We start from the raw sequence: 18,420 nt of genomic DNA, 5'->3' as shown, positions 1-18,420 counted from the left end.
AGCTGAAAGTTATGGCAATCGGTATCGCAATTATCATTTTTTCTGTCTTTGTCGCTGTCTTATTAATGCGTGGTCCAAGCCCGCGTTATTTAGTCAACTATATTAAAAACCATCGCGACAACGGCACTGTATCTCTTCGCATCCAATTCGAGGATAAAGAATGGGTTCGCGTCAATGAGACACAGCAAATGCCCCTTGCAAGTACGGTAAAATGGCTTGTTGCAATAGAGTTTGCACGTCAAGCTGCGGAAGGCACGATCAATCCGAAAAAAGAAATTCCTGTCACGGCAATGGAGCATTATTACTTACCTCAGCTTGATGGCGGCGCGCATTCCGCCTGGCTATCACAGCTAGAAGGTGTAGTCGTATCATTAGAAGATGTCGCAAAAGGCATGATACGCAATAGCTCGAATGCAAATACAGATTATTTAATCGAGCTTCTTGGCTTAGATAATATTAATGCATGTGCAAAGAAAATGGGACTCACTCACCAAACGGCGTTGTATCCGCTCTCTGCATCGCAGTATTTTCCTTATATGTATATGAAGGCACATCAATTAAAGCCTGAGCAAGGTGCTGAGGTACTGCGTCAAATGGATGCAGCCACATATGAAGCGGGGATTCTAGAAGCCCATGAAACACTAAAGAATACTCAACTCTCTGCTGAACAGCGCAAAGAATTACTGAGTTATTTACCACTCGATGTACAGCGTGTGTGGTCAGATCGCCTGCCAAAAGCATCTACAGCAGACTATGTAAAATTAATGGAGCAATTAAATACCCGTGCTATTTTCAACGATGCTTTTTACGATGTATTAGACCCTATCGTTGATACAGCAAAGGTTAATCCGCGCCGCTATAAACAATACGCTGAAAAAGGTGGCTCTACTGCATGGGTACTGACAATGGCGATGTATGCAACTAAGGTCAATGGCACAACAATGCAATTAGCCTTTTTCGCTAATACGGACTCATTAAAAGAACAACGTAAATTACAACGCACCATTCACCGCTTCATCGGTAAATTCGTTACCGATGCACGCTTCCGTGAGTATGTGCGTGATGAATTGAAATAAAAAGAAGGACACGCTGAGGAACTGACCCATGAAAGTGAGACAAAGAAAAAGACACATTCTTTCAGCTGAATTTGACGGACGCTTTCCTGGGGCATGGCGGAAGCCGCCTCGCTCGCAAGCTCACTGCGGGGTCTTCCACTCATGCTAGGGGCTCCCCTAGGAGTCGCCGTCAAATTCTTGTTTTGCCACCTTTTTCCGGTATTCAACTGGAGAAAGGTGGTTTAACTTTGCTAAAATTCGAGTATTATTATAATAGTTGATGTATGCTTGAACGGTTTGAACGACAAGGTCATTTGTTGTTCTCAAAAGCCCTTCAAGATAAAACGTTTCGTACTTTAGACTGGCGTGGAACGTTTCAATGATGGCGTTATCAGCGGGCATGCCTTTGCGAGACATGCTCATGATAACGCCTTTTTCTTTGACTGCTTGCGGATTGTTATGCGCTATCCCTTCATCTAAATCTTCTTGAAATGGTCCTTTTCCATAGCTGTATTGTTTTCCAAGAGGCTGTTGTAATCGATGCACCTCTCCGTCTTGATACCACTTCACCCATTGATAAATCTGCGTATCATTTTATTCACTGAAACATTTGCCAACTTTATCTCGAGTGGCTTTCCTTTTTGTTTCGTATGAATACGTTTGTTTTTTTTCCATCAAAAAACACCTCCAAAGATTGTATACCCTTGAACGTGTCTTTTTCTTTTTATATTGTCTCAGATTTTTAGGTCAGTTCCTAATCGCGATTCCTTTTTTCATATTATTTCGTTGCTTCTTTTAAGTAGCTTAAATCAACGAAGCCTTTAATATCATCTTTTGAAATATAGCCCGCTTCTTTTGAAATCGTCGCCATTTCTTGAAGCACTTTTTCATTAACATCCGTTGTTGGTGTTAAACGTTTGAATGACTCTGTCACTTCTTCTTTCGATAGCTCTTTACCTGTAATATCTTTCACATGTTTTAAAAATAAATCAATGGCTTCTTCTGGATTATCATTAATGAAATCGACGGCTTCTGCATGTGCCTTTAGCACTTTTTTCGTCGTTTCAGGATTTGCAGATGTAAAATCTGTTTGTGCAACGACAACCGTATTTGTTGATTCTTTCCCCCACGCGAATTCGTCTGGCCCTAATAATAATTTAGCATCCGCATTTTTCTCGATATTTACGCCCCAAGGCTCCTGTGTTGCGGCTGCATCTACTTGCTCTTGTACAAATAATGCTGCGGTATCTGCTGGTGCTTGTTTTACCGTATTTACGTTACCGCCACTTGATTTCACTTTTAAATCTGCCTCTTTTAATGCTTTCATTAATGCAATATCCTGTGTACTACCGAATGTTGGAATAGCTACCGTTTTCCCTGCTAAATCTTTGACAGAATTAATACCTGAATCCTTGCCGACCACAAGTACAGCACCACCATTAACGGCACCTGAAATAATTTGATGCTTCGGTGTTTTCATATAGCTTGTTAGTGCGGGTGTTGGCCCAACTGTACCTAAATCAATCGCATCCGTTGACATCGCCTCCATAAAAGCCGAGCCATCATTAAATGTATTTGTTTTAATGGTCACATCATCGCCTAATTGTTGTTGGTAGAAGCCTTTTTCAAGCGCCACAATTGTTGCGATATGCGTCATATTTGGAAAGTACCCAATGCGTACCTCTTTCACACTATCCTTGTCTTCTGCTGCACCCTTTTTATCCTCACTACCACATGCGGCTAATACGAGCGTCACAATCGATAAGACTGCGAATAGCCAAAATTTGTTGAACTTTTTCATAGATTCTCCTCCTATTTCACTACTTGAATACCGCGCTTACGTAACACAGCGCGTTCTAATTTTACAAAAACAAAGTTATCAATAATTGTGCCGATGACACCAATAATGATCATAATCGCAAACACTAAATCCATCGATTGTAGCGAACGCCCCATATCAAGCAACGTCCCTAGACCGCCACTACCACCTAGTAATTCCCCTGCTAGCACTGCACGCCATGCAAGCGCCCAGGCAACACGTAGACCAGCAATGAATTGTGGGACACTCGCTGGAAAAATAACGGTGCGGAATAAATGGAATCCTTTTGAGCCCATCGTACGCGCTACGCGAATATTAAGTGGTGGCACACTTTTAAAGGCGGTGCTAAGCGTTATCGATAGCGATAATGTCGCCCCTAAAATAATAATGAATAATACCGATTCGACCCCTAAACCGAACCATAAAATAGCTAATGGGAACCATACGATATTTGGCACCGACTGGAGCGTTGATACGAAGAAGCCTAATGTATCATCAACAAGCTCGGATTTATAGATTAAGAATCCGATAATTGTGCCTAAAATGACGGCGATAATAAAGCCGATAAGTAACCGACCGAGTGATTGGCCTGTTGCTTCTAGCAGCTGCCCATCTATTAAGCCGCTAATCAGTGTTTTTATTACCGTTACGCCACCAGGCTCATTCGGTATAATAAGTGGCGGCCACATAAAGGCTGGGAAAAGCTCAAACTTAGATATCGCTTCCCATATGGCTATCAGTATTACCACGAAGCTGATCCTTCTTAAAGTCGTAATCATCCCCAAATTCCTCCTTCAACACTTTCTCCATTTCTAGCTGTAGCTCAGATAAAATGCGTCCCTCTAAATCAATGAGTACACTATCTGTCGCCTGGCGCGGTCTCGATGCCTGCACCGTATATTCACGCTTCACGCCACCAGGACGCGTTTTCATTAACAAAATACGGTCGGATAAAACGACCGCCTCGCGAATATTATGCGTAACGAAGATAATCGTCTTTTTCGTTTCACGCCATAATGACTCTAATTCCTTATGTAGTACCATACGTGTTTGTTCATCTAACGCCGCAAAAGGTTCATCCATTAATAAAATCTCTGGGTCCATCACAAGCGCTCGCGCAATAGCGACACGCTGCTTCATACCACCAGATAATTCATGTGGCTGTGCATGAGCGAATTTCGCTAAATGAACTTTTTTAAGCCATGTCATCGCACGTGCCTCTGCTTCTTTTTTTGGTACCTTTTTAATTAACAAGCCGTACATCACATTCTCAAGAACACTCATCCAAGGGAATAATCCCGACTCTTGGAATACAACGATACGGTCATTCCCTGGTCCTTTAATCGGCTTTCCATTAACCTCAATAGCGCCAGATGTCTGTTTATCAAGTCCTGCAATAATATTTAATAATGTCGATTTCCCACAACCAGATGGTCCTAGCAGAGATAAAAACTCTCCCCTATGAATCGTTAAATTCACTTTATCTAATGCAATAACAGGGTCCTGCCCCTTTTGGTCAAATGCCTTATGTAAATTGCTTAATACGATATGTGGTTCATTCATCGTGCCACCTCCTACTTATAAAACCTATTAGTTTAGTATGTTTTGTATGATATAGCTGATTCTAAAGCAAAATTTCTAACAATTCTGTCACTTAGGTGACGAAACTGTAAAAAGAAAGGTAAAATATAGTAGGGAGGGATTTTATGCAAGAAGTCATTACATACATCGAAAAACATGGCCAAAAAAATACGCGTCCAAAAGGATGCTCTATTTTTCAAATGGCTGAAAATACGACACATATTTATTATTTAAAAGCAGGCTGGGTGAAAATTGGTCAAGAAACCGAAGATGGTCAGGATATTACCCTATCCATTCGAAAAGCTGGCGATTTATATGGCTTAGCAGAGGTATTGACGCATACTGCTACACGACTTCGTTATGCAGTAAGTTTAACGGAAGTTGATTATTATACGCTTTCAAAAGAACAGTTAGAGGCATTGCTAAAGCAGCGACCGATTCTTTGGAAACCACTCAGTGAAATGATGGCCATGCGCTTAATCGAAACACAAAATTTCATGCGTGCCATTACAAATTTACAGGTCCCTGAACGCTTAGCTTGGTTTTTAAAACAATTTATTACCTACAAAAATGGGCGGCCTTTCGTTGAATTACCGATGACACATGAGGAGCTCTCCAATCTAATCGGCTGTAGTCGTCAAAAAGTGACTGCAAATTTAAGTGCCTGGCGTAAGGCTCAATACATTACATATGAACGCGGAAAAATTGAACTATTGAACGAACAGTTATTTACATAATTTGTATAATTGTTATAATATGTTACACTTTCTACGGAGGTGATATTATGAAAAAAATGGTGATTCTTATGCTAGGCCTTATTATGCTAGCGGCCTGCTCCCAAAAGAATGTGAGCTACGAAGGGACGCCGCTAAAAATTGCTGTCATTGGTGAAATACCTGAGTATGACAATGACCGCGTAACATTTGAGGAAATTTCATTGGAGAAATTCAAGGAGGATAGCGCACATATCGCAAAAAATTACAATGCGGTGATGATTACACCACTTGCCTTTGATAAGGCTTCAAAAGATACATATAGCGCTGTTTACCATAAGGCAAATATGCCGATTATTTTCTTTGATTCGAAAAAGCGGCATTATCCATTTGTTGAAAAAGGAATGAGCTATGCATCTGCCTCTAGCGACTCCTTCAACGATGGCTCTCATACAACGCTTTACGTATCAGATGCTAAAACAAATGAGGAAGAAATATGGACTTTCCTACTAGAAAATGACGATGACTTACCCGCTTTGTATACAAGTATTTTTGAAAAAATAGAGGCATTATAGGACAACACACGTCATGTTCCTTTTAGCCTTCGTAACAAAAAAATCGGAACCGCGCCACAGCGCGATTCCGACTTTTCTTATGCTCATAGGAGCGGTTATTTTTAAGCCTCTTTTTATAGTTTGCTTTCAATAAAGCTTCGACGAGTTTCTAAAAATGGCGGCAAATATAACGGGATTGCCGCAAAGTCAGCTGTATCCATGTCGACTTTTTGGAAATCTGTTTGCTCTGTTGCCACTTCGATTAATAAATTATTCGGCTCACGATAATAAAGTGATTGGAAGAATTCTCGGTTTTTAATGCCTGAGTAGCGGAAATTTTTATTAATAATCTGCTCTTCAACTGCTAAAAGTTCACTATAATCACGTGCATTTAACGCGATATGTTGAATTGCACCAACACCCATTTCTTCTAAATTACGTGTACGATCCTCATAAAGATGCAACGTTTGGCCAAATAAAGCATCCTCGCGTCCAAGTACCGTCACTTGGTACCCATTATCTTCAAACTGACTTATCTCTTGTACATCAAACATTTTTTCAAATGCACGAACAGAAGCTTTCGCATAGCGTACACGACAATGTACAGAATCAATACCTAAAATCGCATGCTCTTTCGGAATATCTGCTGCTTCACGAGGGAAATAAATGTCCTGTTTCTTAACAGGTGTTAAACCTAGCAGTACGCCATCATAATCTTCAAAGCGTAGAATTTTTGAGCCATTATAATCTTCAATTTCACAATTAAATACATCATGCTCGCGTAGACGTTTTTCCCAGAAAACGAGTGATTCCTCGGACGGTACCGCAAAAATCGTACGCTCTAATGAATTCGTACCGTATGCTTTTGTTGGACCGCTTTTCATTTCAAACACACTGAATTCTGTACCAGGTCGCCCTGTCGTATCCCCGTAAAATAAGTGATACATTTCCATATCATCTTGGTTTACCGTTTTTAATAGTAATTCCATACCGAGTAGTTTATGATAAAATTCAAATGAACGTTGTACGTCTCGATTAATAACAGAGACGTGGTGAATAATTGGACTTGTCATCGTGCACTTCCTTTAATTTAATTGATAGGAGTTTTTTCTTTATGAATCATTTTACCATAGAAGGTCCACTGAATGAATGGATTGTTCTTTTTCATGGCACAGGAGGTAATGAATATTCGCTGTTGCAAATCGCAGGTGATATTGAGCCGAACGCACATGTATTATCATTTTTAGGAGATGTAGATGAAGGCGCGAATCGCCGTTTCTTTGCTCCATTAAAAGCTGGTACTCTTGACCGTGCTGATTTTGATGCACGCATCGATGCTTTTTTAAAAGACTGGCCACAGCTACGACCTGAACAAGCAACGCGTATTACTTTTATGGGCTTTTCAAATGGCGCAAACTTTGTATTAGGTTTATTAGAAAAAGAGCCTGCTATTGCAGACCGCGTTGTACTATTGCATCCATCAAATTTAGCGTATACCTTTACTGAAGGTAGCAATGCTCAAATTATTGTCACAAGCGGCGCAATGGATACGTTAGCCCTTCCTGGTGATACAATGAAACTTACAAAACAACTTGAAGCGGTATTCCCAAATACGACACTTAAGTTGTTAGACGGGGCTCATGGGATGACTGAGCAGGAAATCACATATTTACAAGACACATTACGGTAACAACTAGCCTCCTTTATTGGAGGTTTTTTTAAGTATGGAGCGGTATAATAAAATCGATGTCTACATAAGGAGTGAATCATGACATGTTATTAATTCTCGGATTAATCGTGTTTATCGTTCTTTTTGCGCTCATGGGGCTCATGTCGCTATCGCAAAAGAAAATGTTAACACCAGAATCCGTTCTCACATTTACGAAAGAAAGCCCATCAAAAGTATCCTTTGCGATGCACTACAACGGTAAAAGCATTGGCTCTGTGAATCCACTTCAAGCGGCCCCACTTGTTAATTCAAGCAATCTAATTATTGCGATTGAATATGCGCATCAGGCTGCAGAAGGAAAAATCGATGCCGAACAACTTGTCTCATTTGATGATATCGAAGCCTTCCATATTCCTAAATTAGAAGGCGATCTACACCGCGAATGGATTGCACAAATGAAGCAAGCTCGCTATAAAAAAGACGTACCACTTCGCGAAGTTGCCAAAGGAATGTTGCAATATAATTCCTTTGCGAATGCTGAATATTTAATGCATGTACTAGGTATTGCCGAAATCAATGAACAGCTACGCAAGCTGAAAATGACAAAGCATGATCCCATCTATCCAACAGCTAGTGCGCTGTATATAGAGGACCAACACGCCACATTACATGACTACCGTAAGCAAGCAACAGCCATTCATGCAGAGCTACTGAAAAATCCAAAATCCGCTCAGCAAAAAAATGCAGCGAAGAAAAATGCAGCGAAGAAAACATGGGCCGAGCATTTACCAAAAGGCTCTGCTAAAGATTATGTATCATTAGTGAAAAAATTAAATAATGCTACATTATTTGGTAAAGAAATTTATTCATATTTAATGACTTTACTTGATGGCCTTTTAACTGCACCAAAGGCTAAAAAAGAAGCCGCGCATGGCGCTCAGTTCCTAAGCCTTACTGCATCAGCTGTCAATGGCATTCTCTATACGACAGACCACGCTGGAAACCGCTTAGAAATGGCCATTTTCCTTTACAATTTAACACCTCAGGAACAAATGAAACTATCGATGAGCGTTAACAACTTCTTTGACCAAGTTGTCACAGACCCTGTCTTCCGCGAACGCATTAAAATGCAGGCAAATAAATAAGAAAAAGACTGGAACAAAACACGTCATTTTCATTTTTTAGTGTTCGCAATGAAAAACCGGAACCGCACCACAGCGATTCCGGTTTTTCTTATGCTCCTAAAAGCGGTTGTTTTTACATGTATGTCGAAGCCTCTCTTTTTTTATTTATCAATTAATGCTGTCGTATGTTTCAAGCGTAGCATTTCATCCTCTGCTTCTGGATACTGCTGCTCTGCCGCTAAATAATAATATTGATAGGCTTGTCGGTAATCACCTTGCTGTTTAAGTGCATTCGCATATTGAAACTGGGCTTCTGCGCTTCCCTGGTCAGCACCTTTAAGGAACCATAAATTTGCTTTCACATTATCTTTTTCAACACCAAAACCATACTGATATAGCTCCCCTATTTTACTCATGGCATCGCCACTACCTTGTTTGGCAGCTTTTGAGTACCATTCATAGGCTTTATGCTCATCTTCTTCAAAACCATATTGCCCTGTAAAATAATAATGTGCCACCGTAATTTGAGCGTCGATATCACCCTTTGCTGCTTGCTTTAATAATTTTTTGCGTTGTTTTATATGCTCACTAGGAATAACTGAATTTCTATTAATTTTAATAATCATTCCACAGATAAATATCATTGCGGCAATACATAGTGCTATACCATACATCGAAAAAGGCTCCTTTTTTATCTAATGTAGGTTATATTTTACCATATTGTGGTTTTTTCGCAATTTAAACCCTTACTAAATATGAGGGGAAAAGTAGATTACTTGAAATACGAACAAACGTTTGCTATACTAAAAATAAATAAAATGAGGTGGTGATAGGAATGAAAAAATGGTGGTCCTATTTAATCGTTGCATTGATTGTTATGAATGAACGACATTTTGCCAAACGTTTTTTACGAAAACACTATAATGTCGATTTAACTGTACCTATTTATGTATCTACAAAAATATTACGCGAAGGTAGCCTCGGCATTTTTGTGATGAAAAATGCGTATGAGCCATCTTATATTGCTATTGATGCTTCGCTTGCTAGTAGTAAAAATAGACAGCTTTTTCGTCGTGTGTTGATTCATGAGCTCATTCACTATGCATTATTCGTCCAACAATTACCGTTTCAAGATGACAGTCCACTTTTTCACAAAGAAGTAATCAAACATGGTAGCTTACTAAGCGGTCAAGTAATGATTGAAAATGGTCATTTTTCTTTATTAGATGAGGCCATTTAAAAAGCGAGACGCTCATAATTGCGTTCCCGCTTCGATCATTATTTAAATTCTACTGGTCCTTTATCCATTTCAAATGTTCCATCCGTATATAAGGCCGGTGAACGTTCAGAGCCAGATTTTGAATATTTCTCGACATGGCTCACACGCGCATTTGATGTCTCACTCAAATCAATATGAGCAATGGCTACCCAATAGGCAAAGTTGTTTTTTTCAAATAAACCACTTGTCACACGCTGCCCTAATTGATTATCCACAACAGCCTGTGCCTTCATCTTCTTGAAGCTCCCAAAGCCGTTACTTACAGCACTATACGCCGCAATTAGCACATAGCTAATTTTTGAAGGCTGGTGAATAATAATCGTTTCCTGTCCCGCGGTTTTACTATCACCATCTAATGTAATATACGGTGCTTTACTCGCATTCCCCATATCTCGGTAATACACTTTTCCTGTTTCTCCATTTGCCAACACATAAAAGCAATACAAGTCTAAATCTTTTTTCGGATTGGCCCACTCAAGCGTTGCAATAAATTTCTCTGATTTTGCAATCGACACAGATTGACGCTTTTCCAAATTAACATTCATTTTTTCAAGCTTCACAGGCGCTGGTTTCTCTACAGATTCTTTCGGTGTATCAATGATTTCTAAACCATAGTTTTCACATAATGCCTGAAGTCCACCGTTAAAACCACTACCAATGACATTTAATTTCCATGCGCCATTATGACGATAAAGCTCTGCTACAACAATCGCTGTTTCCTGTTGTAAGTCCTCACCAAAATGATAATGATGACGATTTCCAACCGTCAAATGAATTTTGTCGATTTGCTCAAAGCGCAAATTTTGTGTATCCCCTTCGTGAATCGTTAACGTAATAGCAATCCGTTCTACATCTTGCGGCACTTGATTTAGTAACACTTCAATCGTGCCATCCTGCTCCGTTTGTTTACGATATTGTACAGATTGATTCGGACTCTGTGGCTGCCCATAAAAAATAAAATGTTCATCACGCACACAGCGATTATTTGCATCTAACAAAAAGGCTGACACATCAACATCCATTGCTTTTTTCGGAGTAGACCATTCTACTGTAAGCGTACAGCTATCCACCGGCTCAATTGCGATTTTTTGTCCTCTTTTTAAATCCATAATGGCCCCCTATTCTTCATCCTTCATAAATCCAATACGCTTTGGTGGTACCTCTGGATCGGGATCTGCTTTTTTCATAGCCATCAGTAAAAAACTTATTTGCGATACATGTTGTACAAGCTCAATACGATTTCCCTGCTCTGTTTGCCCATGAAAATGAATCAAACTTGGATTATAATACCCGATGCCTGTAATATTAAATTGCACCGTTTGACCAAAGTTTACGAGCTTTACACCAATTTCATGTTCTTCATCCAATTCCTCTTCAAAATCTAAAATCATTTCCATAATGCGCTTATGGAACTCACTCGCTAGGTTTTGATCGACTTCTGGCTGATTCATCACAGCGGACTTCGCCGTTTCAGTCGGTTTATTAATCATATCCATATAAATCCCTCCTCATCTAGTTACTGTCCTATACCCTTTTTCCATACAAAAAAGCAGTGACATTTAAATGTCACTGCCTTAGATGGTTTATTGCTTTTGAATGCCGCCTTCTGGGTCAAGCTCTTCTTTATTTTCTGATAAAGATGTATCAGTGTCATGTGTTGCTTTTTCTTGGGCTAAGTTTTCATAGTCAACTGCTGTTTGTGTTGAGCCTTCGCTTACCATTTCTTTATCATTTAATTCGTAAGCTGTGTTACGGTCAGGAATAATCGTGTGATCTCCTGTCTCATTATCAGCGTTTTGTTTACTATTCATCTCTTGTTTCTTTTGATTCACGAATTCGCTTACTTTCCCTTTCGTGTCATTAAACATTGCCATTGCTTTGTCACGGTTTTCTGGTTTTCGTAAATAAGCTGCCGCACCCGCGATTGCAGCTGCTAGTAAGTAATTATTCTTTTTAGCCATGTTAAAAACCTCCATCTTGTTTTCTATAAATATGTATACCCCTTCCAAAAGGACTTTAACCAAATTCCATAAAAAAACAGCGTTTCAATTGCTTGAGAACGCTGTGTTTTCGCTATTTTGTCATAAAGTGTTCACGAACATAAGCTTCCACTTCATCTGCAGTCGCCATCGTCATAATTTCCGCAATGGCTGCTTGTGTTTGCTCACGAGACAGTTGTTTTAGCTGACTACGTGCGCGTAAAATCGATGTTGCACTCATTGAAAATTCATCTAGGCCAAGACCAAGTAAAATTGGCAATGCTACTTCATCGCCTGCCATTTCCCCACACATACCTGCCCATTTACCTTCTTTATGTGCTGCATCAATTACCATTTGCACTAATTTTAAAATAGCTGGGTTGTATGGTTGGTATAAATACGACACACGTTCATTCATGCGGTCTGCCGCCATCGTATACTGAATTAAATCATTTGTTCCGATTGAGAAGAAATCAACTTCCTTCGCAAAAATGTCCGCCATCACAGCAGAAGATGGAATTTCAACCATCATACCGATTTCAATTGTTTCTGATACCTTGATGCCTTCTTGCTGTAGCTCTGCTTTCACATCAAGTAAGACAGCTTTTGCTTGTCGGAATTCATTTACTGTCGCAATCATCGGGAACATCACTTTTAAATTACCATAAACACTCGCACGTAATAATGCGCGGAGCTGTGTACGGAAAATTGTTTGTTCATCTAAGCATAAACGAATCGCACGGTAACCTAAAAATGGGTTCATTTCATGTGGTAGTGGTAAGTATGGTAATTCTTTGTCGCCACCAATATCGAGTGTACGTACCACAACCGGTTTGCCGTCCATTTTCTCAAGTACTGCTTTATAGGCTTCAAATTGCTCTTCCTCTGTTGGCAGTACATCGCGTCCCATATATAAAAACTCTGTACGATATAAGCCAACACCTTCGCCGCCATACTCTAACACAGCTGTAATATCCTCTGGGGTACCGATATTTGCCGCTAACTCAACGTGATGTCCGTCTGCTGATTGAGAAGGTTCATGCGCAAGTTTTGCCCACTCTGCTTTTTGTGCACTGTATTGTGTTTGTTTTTCACGATAGGTCGCAATTTCTGCTTCCGTTGGATTCACAATGACTTGTCCCGCTAACCCATCGACAATCACTGTATCACCGTGTTTAATCGTTGTCGCTTCTTTTGTCCCAACAACTGCAGGAATTTCAAGCGTACGCGCTAAAATAGCAGAGTGTGATGTACGACCACCAATATCTGTTGTAAAACCTTGTACGAAGTCTTTATTTAATTGTGCTGTATCTGATGGTGTTAAGTCCTCTGCAACAATGATGACCTGTTCATCAATCGCTGTTAAATCAACTAAGCGCTCGCCTAATAAATGCGCCAGTACACGCTTCGTTACATCACGAATATCTGCCGCACGTTCACGCATATATTCATTATCCATTGCTTCAAATAAATCAATAAAGGTTTGTGATACGGTTTGAACCGCAAATTCTGCATTTACTTGTTCATTACTCACATAATCCTTCACTTGGGAAATCCAGTCCGGATCATTTAATACTAATAAATGCGCTTGGAAAATAGCCGCTTGCTCTTCACCGAACTCGGTAAGAGCACGGTCTTTAATTTTTTCTAAATCAACTGTTGAAGCAGCTAATGCGTCATCTAAACGTGTATGCTCAGGTGCTGCCTCCGTCGTCGTACGTTTTTCCACCGTTAAGTTTGGTGCTTGTAATGTAAAAGCCTTTGCAATGGCAATCCCTGCAGATGCCGCGATACCTTGAATAATTGAACTCATCTCATCCACTCCTTATTGTGCTAATTTTTCAGCGTAAATAATAGCGTTGATTGCTTCTAATGCCGCTTCTTCATCGGCTCCGTTTGCACGAATTTCAATTGTTGCATTATGTGGAACACCAAGAGCCATAATGGCCATAATTGATTTTAAATTCTTTTCGCTCTCATTATAGGCTAATGATAAGTCAGCTGTATACTTCATTGCCTCCGTCACGATTAATGAACACGGACGCGCGTGAAGTCCTTCTTTTGCTGTGATTGTATATGCTTTTGATACCATGTTATTTTCCTCCTATAGCAAGTCGTTGGACGATACAGATGGTAAAAACGCTGTCATCAATTCATCCGTCGATGTCGCCGCTACTAAGCGTGCAACATTTTCTTCCTCCATACAAACGGTTGCAATGCGTGATAATAAAGCTAAATGCGCCGCATCATGTCCAGCAACCGCAATCAGTAATGTCACGAGCTGTGGCCCGTAGTGAACTCCCTGCGGCATTTGAAGAATCGCTATCCCTGCGTGATGAATGAGCGTGCCCATTTCATCGACACCATGCGGGACGGCGACACCATTGCCAATATAGGTTGACAATGTTTGCTCACGCAGTAACATTGCCTCAATATAGTCAGGCGCAACATAGCCTTGCTCAACAAGCAGGGCACCAGCCATTTGAATGGCCTGCTGTTTTGTATGAGGGTTGGCATTTAATCGAATTAAATCAGGTGTAAGTACCGGTTTTTTCATTCTATCTGCTCTCCATTTTCATCTTACTTAAATTGTAAAATAACATGTAAGCGAATACAAACGCTTCTAATGATAATCTTGTCGCCGAATTAGTGACATCGTTTTCGTTAGCTACCTGTCAGGACATAACGCTGAAATTTATTGGCAATATAATTGGCAATTTGACCTGTTGTACCCTGTTCAAATAAGCGCAATGTTTCCGTACTCTCAACAAGCAGCGTACTAATATAGCTTAACGTTTCGAGTGCTACCGCGGAAACATCCTCAGGTGCAAGTAGCATTAAAATCGTTTGGATAGGCATCCTTTGCCCATCCATGCCTTGACGGATTACAGGCTCTTTTAAACGGAACATATGAAAGGTTGCAGCATTCACTGCATTTGTGCGCGTATGATAAAGTCCAAGTACAGAGTCTGGCATCCCTAAGCCACCAAGTTGCTCGCGCTCAAGTAGTTTTTCCACGAGCTTTCGTACATCATTTACACACTTTTTTTGCTGTAAATAGCTTGCCGCTTCCTCTAACGCATCCTCAAATACAGCCTCTTTCAGCTCGATGCACTCAAACATTTCTAGCATTGTAACCATCTGTGTCGTCAATTGCTGCACCTCACGTAGTCGTGCAAGCGCATCCTTTGTTTCAGTCACCACTACAATTGGCTTCGGCGTTAAGCTCCTTCGCACATTCGCAATATCTTCATCCGTCAATAACGGCGAAATGAGGCGATAATCTGCTTCGTTAATCGGCAGTGGCACTGTTGATAACACGACATCATATAATGTATATTGCACCTTTGATAATTCAAGTAATGAAGTTGTCGATACGTGCTGAATTTCCGGCACCTCTTTACGTAAGCGATTCGCGAGCATTTTAGAGGTCCCGAGTCCACTTGAACAAACGACTAATACAGATAAATTTGCATATGGCGTCGCGCGTTCGAGCACCGCGCCAATATGCATCACTAAAAAGGCAATTTCGTCATCTGGAAAATGAATCGCGGGAAAACAACGTTCACTCACTTTTCGCACTGTTTCAAAAAGTGCCGCATAGCGCTCCTGTATACGGGCTAGAAGCGGGTTGTAAATGGGCATCTGATGCGTGAGTCGATACATGGCGCGCTCTAGATGAACCAGCAATCCTTGAAAAAGTTGATGATCTTTACTTAGGGCCGTATTCATTTCATCATCTAGGCATTGAATAAATTTCGTGATTTGCGAAGCAAGGCGTAAATCCAAATCCTCAAATGCTAACTGCTGGTCATGGCGTAATTTCGCACCGCGTAAATGAATCGTCAGTTGTTGAATTTCAGCAAGCTCTACCGTTATGTCATATCGCTTTGCAAGCTCCTGCATTAATTTCTCCGCCAGATGATACTCCTCACTCACTTCTAGAGATAACGTTTCTTCTATATAAAAGGCATTTTCCATGCGCTTTGTTGCAAGTGCCATATATAGCACAAGCTCACTGTAGGCATGGTCCGTAATGGTATACGGAAGCTCCTCATACAGGTCTCTAAATACTGCCTCCACTTCATGAACGCACTCAAGCATCGTATGGCCTAATAATTTTTTCGATACTGCCGAAAAATGCGTCGCATGCCCCCGAATGACACTAATTAATTCTTGCTCGCTAATAAATTCTATAAATAACTGCATTAATGCAAGTCGCTTTGATTTTTCAGCACCTTCTAGAAAAACGCCTAGGCTACGTTTACGCACAATCGTTAGCTCAAAACGCTCAAGCCACGACGTCAATTCGGTTAAATCATTACTCATCGTCACAACGGAGACATCGAGCTCACTTGCAAGTGATGAAAGCTTTAGCGCCCCATTTGCACGAAGAAGAGATGCTTTTAAAAAGGCTCGACGCTCCTCCGCTGTCACCTCTAAAATATCCAAATCATTTAACATATCACGAAGCGCTTGCTTTTGAGATTCCTCTCCTAAAATCGAAATCCCTATGCCCGTTTTTTTACTAAGTATCAAATCACTTTGTTCTACGACGGTATGTAGGCGCTCTAAATCTCGTTGAATTGTCCGGCGACTCACATGGAGCTGCTCCGCTAACTGCTGAACGTTTAGTGGTTGCTTCAATAATGCATCTAGTACTAAGCGTTCCCTCGCTGATAAATACATACTTCCCCTACCTCCATGCTACTATCAGCTCATCATATGCTGGACTTGTTAAAAATTGCTCAACAACAACAATCTGTGCTGTCGGGACCTGCTGTTTGACGCGTTCCACAAAAGGCTGCTGTGTCACAACAACCTCCACATTCGTAGGTAAATCCCTTAGTGCGCAGTGCGTAACAGTCGCTTGGATATGGGCCTGCTGTAGTTTTTTACGGAAAACAGCCGCTCCCATTGCACTTAACGCCATCCCTACATCACAAACAAATACAATATGACGTTTTGTTGTATTCATTTTTTCACGCCCTTCCATCTATCGATTCATTGTCTTTATTATAGCATTTTATACCGAAAAGACGCGGGTTCCCATACTTCAAAGACGTAAATTCACATACTTTTTAACTATTCTACTTCACAAAATAAGCGATTTATCCGTATTTTCTGAAAAAAAGAAACTATTTGCTGTATTATCCGTATACTTAAATAGAAGACTTCACAAATAAGGAGGTATCTGTATGTTTTGGTTAGCGATTGTGTTGATTGTTGCGATTTCTGTTACAGGTGGGATTATTGAAAAAATCATTAAAAGCAAAGAGCGTACACAAAAAATGGAAATTGAAATGATGCGCGAGCAAATTAAGCTTGAAGAATTAAAGTATAAAAATTATCAATTAGAGACAGATAAAATGCGTCTTGAGCTGAAGCAAGATTTAAAAAATGCTCCCACAAAAGATGAATTATTAAATGTGGACCTAACAAAACAAGATTAATCGATGAAAACACGCCTATGCATAGCGCGTGTTTTTTTATATAGGCCATTTACTTTGGACATTTTTTCCATTACACTGGAATATCACTTAAAAATTGAAAGGAAGTATACAGATGAATCGTTTAATGAGGGCCGCACAGAAAAACGAACAAGCTCATGCCATTTTAGAAGAATTACAGCTTCTCGAAAAATGGCGTTTGATAGGAGATTGCTACGTGGTAGGTGCCACTGCCTACAACCTTATCGTGACACCTGATATTGATATCGAGACGTTTTGCGATAATCCTGAACCATCAAAAATCATGAGTATGCTCGCATCACTTGTTTGCCATCCAAATGTTGTTGAATTAAAATACCATGATTTTACGCAGCATGATTTTCAAGGACATTATTTTAAACTCATTTATGTAAAAAAAGAAATTGAGTGGACAATTGATATGTGGCTTTTTTCAAATGACCGCAAAGGAGCACTGTCACGTGATCTGGTTCCTTATATGACTACCTATTTAACGGCACAAAATCGTGAAGTGATTTTAACTATTAAAGAAGCATTAATTTTACGCCAACTGGATTTTTCTTCGGTTTTTATTTATCAGGCCGTTATGGAGTTTGGCGTCCAAACAATCGCTGAATTTTTAAAATGGACCGAGACGCACCCAACAACCGTACCTTTTCATTGGCAACCTATTGCATAAAAAAAGGCCCCGCATGAGCGGGGCCTTTTTCTGTTATTGTAACTCTGAGTTTGATGTATCTTTTGTTTTTTGTTGTAAATATTCTTTCTCACTCATAACGTCACTAACGTGCATGTTCACTTCTACAACATCTAAACCTGTCATATGACGAACTTGCTCAGTTACGAGGCGTGTTACTTTATCGAAGATTGCCGGAGCACTTTGGCCATACTCTAAAATAACTTTTAGATCAACAATGGCTTGTTTTTCGCCGACATCTACAGAAACGCCTTTTGTCACACTGTCGTTACCGAAGCGAGAAGTAAAGCCGCCCTTCATGTCTAAAATACCTTTTACTTCACGTGCGGCGATACCTGAAATTTTTTCAATTACAGAATCGTCAAATGACAGTGAGTTTTCAAATTTTGGTGTATTGTCCTGCTCTTTACTATTTACACCTATTTGATCATTGTATTGTTTTTCTAAATTTGTATTATGATTGTTTACCATTTTACCCGGCT

The 18,420-nt window shown here is 40.2% G+C and carries 22 protein-coding genes and 1 pseudogene; 8 read left to right on the top strand and 15 right to left on the bottom strand.

Translation table 11 applies throughout. The annotated features are described in order from the left end of the window. Window positions 1-11 precede the first annotated feature (11 nt). Window positions 12-1,076: a serine hydrolase gene (locus QI30_RS02505; protein WP_158620938.1), complete on the top strand. Its 1,065-nt coding sequence runs from the start codon at window positions 12-14 to the stop codon at window positions 1,074-1,076. 156 nt (window positions 1,077-1,232) lie between these two features. Here the strand turns inward: QI30_RS02505 and QI30_RS02500 are convergent. From QI30_RS02500 to QI30_RS02485, 4 genes and pseudogenes are all read right to left on the bottom strand, one after another. Further along, a pseudogene (locus tag QI30_RS02500) lies at window positions 1,233-1,505 on the bottom strand (IS3 family transposase); the annotation flags it as partial. A 328-nt stretch (window positions 1,506-1,833) separates the two neighbouring features. Further along, window positions 1,834-2,856, bottom strand: a complete 1,023-nt coding sequence (locus tag QI30_RS02495; RefSeq protein ID WP_126989370.1) for an aliphatic sulfonate ABC transporter substrate-binding protein — start codon at window positions 2,854-2,856, stop codon at window positions 1,834-1,836. 11 nt (window positions 2,857-2,867) lie between these two features. Beyond that, window positions 2,868-3,653, bottom strand: coding sequence for an ABC transporter permease (locus tag QI30_RS02490; protein WP_126989369.1), 786 nt, complete (start codon window positions 3,651-3,653; stop codon window positions 2,868-2,870). Beyond that, window positions 3,586-4,437 carry an ABC transporter ATP-binding protein gene (locus tag QI30_RS02485; protein WP_199754618.1) on the bottom strand — a complete coding sequence of 284 codons (852 nt, stop codon included), beginning with the start codon at window positions 4,435-4,437 and terminating at the stop codon, window positions 3,586-3,588. The genes QI30_RS02490 and QI30_RS02485 overlap by 68 nt, the downstream gene beginning before the upstream one ends. 143 nt (window positions 4,438-4,580) lie before the next feature. On the opposite strand from QI30_RS02485, the gene QI30_RS02480 reads away from it, so the two are divergent. Then, window positions 4,581-5,192, top strand: a complete 612-nt coding sequence (locus tag QI30_RS02480) for a Crp/Fnr family transcriptional regulator (RefSeq protein WP_126989368.1) — start codon at window positions 4,581-4,583, stop codon at window positions 5,190-5,192. 47 nt (window positions 5,193-5,239) lie between these two features. Continuing rightward, on the top strand, window positions 5,240-5,743 hold the full coding sequence (locus QI30_RS02475; protein WP_126989367.1) for an amino acid oxidase: 504 nt from the start codon (window positions 5,240-5,242) through the stop codon (window positions 5,741-5,743). A gap of 113 nt (window positions 5,744-5,856) precedes the next feature. Here QI30_RS02475 and QI30_RS02470 read toward each other — a convergent pair whose 3' ends face one another. Then, entirely contained in the window at window positions 5,857-6,795 is a 939-nt protein-coding gene (locus tag QI30_RS02470) for a VOC family protein (RefSeq protein ID WP_126989366.1), read from the bottom strand. Window positions 6,796-6,836: 41 nt separating this feature from the next. On the opposite strand from QI30_RS02470, the gene QI30_RS02465 reads away from it, so the two are divergent. Continuing rightward, the gene (locus tag QI30_RS02465) at window positions 6,837-7,412 is read left to right on the top strand and encodes an alpha/beta hydrolase (protein ID WP_126989365.1); all 576 of its coding nucleotides are present in this window, start codon (window positions 6,837-6,839) and stop codon (window positions 7,410-7,412) included. Window positions 7,413-7,495: 83 nt separating this feature from the next. Further along, a complete protein-coding gene (locus QI30_RS02460) occupies window positions 7,496-8,536 on the top strand; it encodes a serine hydrolase (RefSeq protein WP_126989364.1) in 1,041 nt (346 codons plus the stop codon). Window positions 8,537-8,676: 140 nt separating this feature from the next. On the opposite strand, the gene QI30_RS02455 is transcribed toward QI30_RS02460, so the two are convergent. Further along, on the bottom strand, window positions 8,677-9,189 hold the full coding sequence (locus tag QI30_RS02455; protein ID WP_126989363.1) for a tetratricopeptide repeat protein: 513 nt from the start codon (window positions 9,187-9,189) through the stop codon (window positions 8,677-8,679). Between the two features lie 161 nt (window positions 9,190-9,350). On the opposite strand from QI30_RS02455, the gene QI30_RS02450 reads away from it, so the two are divergent. Further along, on the top strand, window positions 9,351-9,755 hold the full coding sequence (locus QI30_RS02450; RefSeq protein WP_126989362.1) for a hypothetical protein: 405 nt from the start codon (window positions 9,351-9,353) through the stop codon (window positions 9,753-9,755). A 38-nt stretch (window positions 9,756-9,793) separates the two neighbouring features. On the opposite strand, the gene QI30_RS02445 is transcribed toward QI30_RS02450, so the two are convergent. The 8 genes from QI30_RS02445 to QI30_RS02410 all read right to left on the bottom strand — a co-directional run bounded on the left by QI30_RS02445 (window position 9,794) and on the right by QI30_RS02410 (window position 16,751). Beyond that, window positions 9,794-10,903: a TerD family protein gene (locus tag QI30_RS02445; RefSeq protein WP_126989361.1), complete on the bottom strand. Its 1,110-nt coding sequence runs from the start codon at window positions 10,901-10,903 to the stop codon at window positions 9,794-9,796. A 9-nt stretch (window positions 10,904-10,912) separates the two neighbouring features. After that, window positions 10,913-11,290: a DUF6173 family protein gene (locus tag QI30_RS02440; RefSeq protein ID WP_126989360.1), complete on the bottom strand. Its 378-nt coding sequence runs from the start codon at window positions 11,288-11,290 to the stop codon at window positions 10,913-10,915. An 87-nt stretch (window positions 11,291-11,377) separates the two neighbouring features. Continuing rightward, window positions 11,378-11,755: a hypothetical protein gene (locus QI30_RS02435; RefSeq protein WP_126989359.1), complete on the bottom strand. Its 378-nt coding sequence runs from the start codon at window positions 11,753-11,755 to the stop codon at window positions 11,378-11,380. A 112-nt stretch (window positions 11,756-11,867) separates the two neighbouring features. After that, window positions 11,868-13,586 (bottom strand): phosphoenolpyruvate--protein phosphotransferase, encoded by a 1,719-nt coding sequence (gene ptsP / locus QI30_RS02430; RefSeq protein ID WP_126989358.1) that lies wholly within the window; start codon window positions 13,584-13,586, stop codon window positions 11,868-11,870. 12 nt (window positions 13,587-13,598) lie between these two features. Further along, a complete protein-coding gene (locus tag QI30_RS02425) occupies window positions 13,599-13,865 on the bottom strand; it encodes an HPr family phosphocarrier protein (RefSeq protein ID WP_126989357.1) in 267 nt (88 codons plus the stop codon). Between the two features lie 12 nt (window positions 13,866-13,877). Next, window positions 13,878-14,330: a PTS sugar transporter subunit IIA gene (locus QI30_RS02420; RefSeq protein WP_126989356.1), complete on the bottom strand. Its 453-nt coding sequence runs from the start codon at window positions 14,328-14,330 to the stop codon at window positions 13,878-13,880. Window positions 14,331-14,437: 107 nt separating this feature from the next. Further along, a complete protein-coding gene (locus QI30_RS02415) occupies window positions 14,438-16,462 on the bottom strand; it encodes a BglG family transcription antiterminator (protein WP_126989355.1) in 2,025 nt (674 codons plus the stop codon). A gap of 7 nt (window positions 16,463-16,469) precedes the next feature. Beyond that, window positions 16,470-16,751 carry a hypothetical protein gene (locus tag QI30_RS02410; protein ID WP_158620937.1) on the bottom strand — a complete coding sequence of 94 codons (282 nt, stop codon included), beginning with the start codon at window positions 16,749-16,751 and terminating at the stop codon, window positions 16,470-16,472. 220 nt (window positions 16,752-16,971) lie between these two features. Here QI30_RS02410 and QI30_RS02405 point away from each other — a divergent pair, with 220 nt between their 5' ends. Both QI30_RS02405 and QI30_RS02400 read left to right on the top strand, forming a co-directional pair. Next, window positions 16,972-17,226, top strand: a complete 255-nt coding sequence (locus tag QI30_RS02405; protein WP_126989353.1) for a hypothetical protein — start codon at window positions 16,972-16,974, stop codon at window positions 17,224-17,226. Window positions 17,227-17,338: 112 nt separating this feature from the next. Further along, on the top strand, window positions 17,339-17,920 hold the full coding sequence (locus QI30_RS02400) for a hypothetical protein (RefSeq protein ID WP_126989352.1): 582 nt from the start codon (window positions 17,339-17,341) through the stop codon (window positions 17,918-17,920). A gap of 33 nt (window positions 17,921-17,953) precedes the next feature. Here QI30_RS02400 and QI30_RS02395 read toward each other — a convergent pair whose 3' ends face one another. Beyond that, window positions 17,954-18,409 (bottom strand): Asp23/Gls24 family envelope stress response protein, encoded by a 456-nt coding sequence (locus QI30_RS02395; protein WP_126989351.1) that lies wholly within the window; start codon window positions 18,407-18,409, stop codon window positions 17,954-17,956. Between the last annotated feature and the right edge of the window lie 11 nt (window positions 18,410-18,420).

Origin of the sequence: Candidatus Kurthia intestinigallinarum (genome assembly GCF_003991225.1) — a bacterium.
Classification (GTDB): Bacteria; Bacillota; Bacilli; order Bacillales_A; family Planococcaceae; genus Kurthia; species Kurthia populi.
The sequence above is the reverse complement of the archived record's forward strand: the minus strand, read 5'-3'. Positions and strand labels throughout refer to the sequence as shown.

What these genes read in the sequence shown, in the direction of transcription:
- QI30_RS02505 (WP_158620938.1), top strand. Translation starts at nt 12, where the DNA reads ATGGCAATCGGTATCGCAATTATCATTTTTTCTGTCTTTGTCGCTGTC.
- QI30_RS02495 (WP_126989370.1), bottom strand. Translation starts at nt 2,856, where the DNA reads ATGAAAAAGTTCAACAAATTTTGGCTATTCGCAGTCTTATCGATTGTG.
- QI30_RS02490 (WP_126989369.1), bottom strand. Translation starts at nt 3,653, where the DNA reads ATGATTACGACTTTAAGAAGGATCAGCTTCGTGGTAATACTGATAGCC.
- QI30_RS02485 (WP_199754618.1), bottom strand. Translation starts at nt 4,437, where the DNA reads ATGAATGAACCACATATCGTATTAAGCAATTTACATAAGGCATTTGAC.
- QI30_RS02480 (WP_126989368.1), top strand. Translation starts at nt 4,581, where the DNA reads ATGCAAGAAGTCATTACATACATCGAAAAACATGGCCAAAAAAATACG.
- QI30_RS02475 (WP_126989367.1), top strand. Translation starts at nt 5,240, where the DNA reads ATGAAAAAAATGGTGATTCTTATGCTAGGCCTTATTATGCTAGCGGCC.
- QI30_RS02470 (WP_126989366.1), bottom strand. Translation starts at nt 6,795, where the DNA reads ATGACAAGTCCAATTATTCACCACGTCTCTGTTATTAATCGAGACGTA.
- QI30_RS02465 (WP_126989365.1), top strand. Translation starts at nt 6,837, where the DNA reads ATGAATCATTTTACCATAGAAGGTCCACTGAATGAATGGATTGTTCTT.
- QI30_RS02460 (WP_126989364.1), top strand. Translation starts at nt 7,496, where the DNA reads ATGTTATTAATTCTCGGATTAATCGTGTTTATCGTTCTTTTTGCGCTC.
- QI30_RS02455 (WP_126989363.1), bottom strand. Translation starts at nt 9,189, where the DNA reads ATGTATGGTATAGCACTATGTATTGCCGCAATGATATTTATCTGTGGA.
- QI30_RS02450 (WP_126989362.1), top strand. Translation starts at nt 9,351, where the DNA reads ATGAAAAAATGGTGGTCCTATTTAATCGTTGCATTGATTGTTATGAAT.
- QI30_RS02445 (WP_126989361.1), bottom strand. Translation starts at nt 10,903, where the DNA reads ATGGATTTAAAAAGAGGACAAAAAATCGCAATTGAGCCGGTGGATAGC.
- QI30_RS02440 (WP_126989360.1), bottom strand. Translation starts at nt 11,290, where the DNA reads ATGGATATGATTAATAAACCGACTGAAACGGCGAAGTCCGCTGTGATG.
- QI30_RS02435 (WP_126989359.1), bottom strand. Translation starts at nt 11,755, where the DNA reads ATGGCTAAAAAGAATAATTACTTACTAGCAGCTGCAATCGCGGGTGCG.
- ptsP (WP_126989358.1), bottom strand. Translation starts at nt 13,586, where the DNA reads ATGAGTTCAATTATTCAAGGTATCGCGGCATCTGCAGGGATTGCCATT.
- QI30_RS02425 (WP_126989357.1), bottom strand. Translation starts at nt 13,865, where the DNA reads ATGGTATCAAAAGCATATACAATCACAGCAAAAGAAGGACTTCACGCG.
- QI30_RS02420 (WP_126989356.1), bottom strand. Translation starts at nt 14,330, where the DNA reads ATGAAAAAACCGGTACTTACACCTGATTTAATTCGATTAAATGCCAAC.
- QI30_RS02415 (WP_126989355.1), bottom strand. Translation starts at nt 16,462, where the DNA reads ATGTATTTATCAGCGAGGGAACGCTTAGTACTAGATGCATTATTGAAG.
- QI30_RS02410 (WP_158620937.1), bottom strand. Translation starts at nt 16,751, where the DNA reads ATGAATACAACAAAACGTCATATTGTATTTGTTTGTGATGTAGGGATG.
- QI30_RS02405 (WP_126989353.1), top strand. Translation starts at nt 16,972, where the DNA reads ATGTTTTGGTTAGCGATTGTGTTGATTGTTGCGATTTCTGTTACAGGT.
- QI30_RS02400 (WP_126989352.1), top strand. Translation starts at nt 17,339, where the DNA reads ATGAATCGTTTAATGAGGGCCGCACAGAAAAACGAACAAGCTCATGCC.
- QI30_RS02395 (WP_126989351.1), bottom strand. Translation starts at nt 18,409, where the DNA reads ATGGTAAACAATCATAATACAAATTTAGAAAAACAATACAATGATCAA.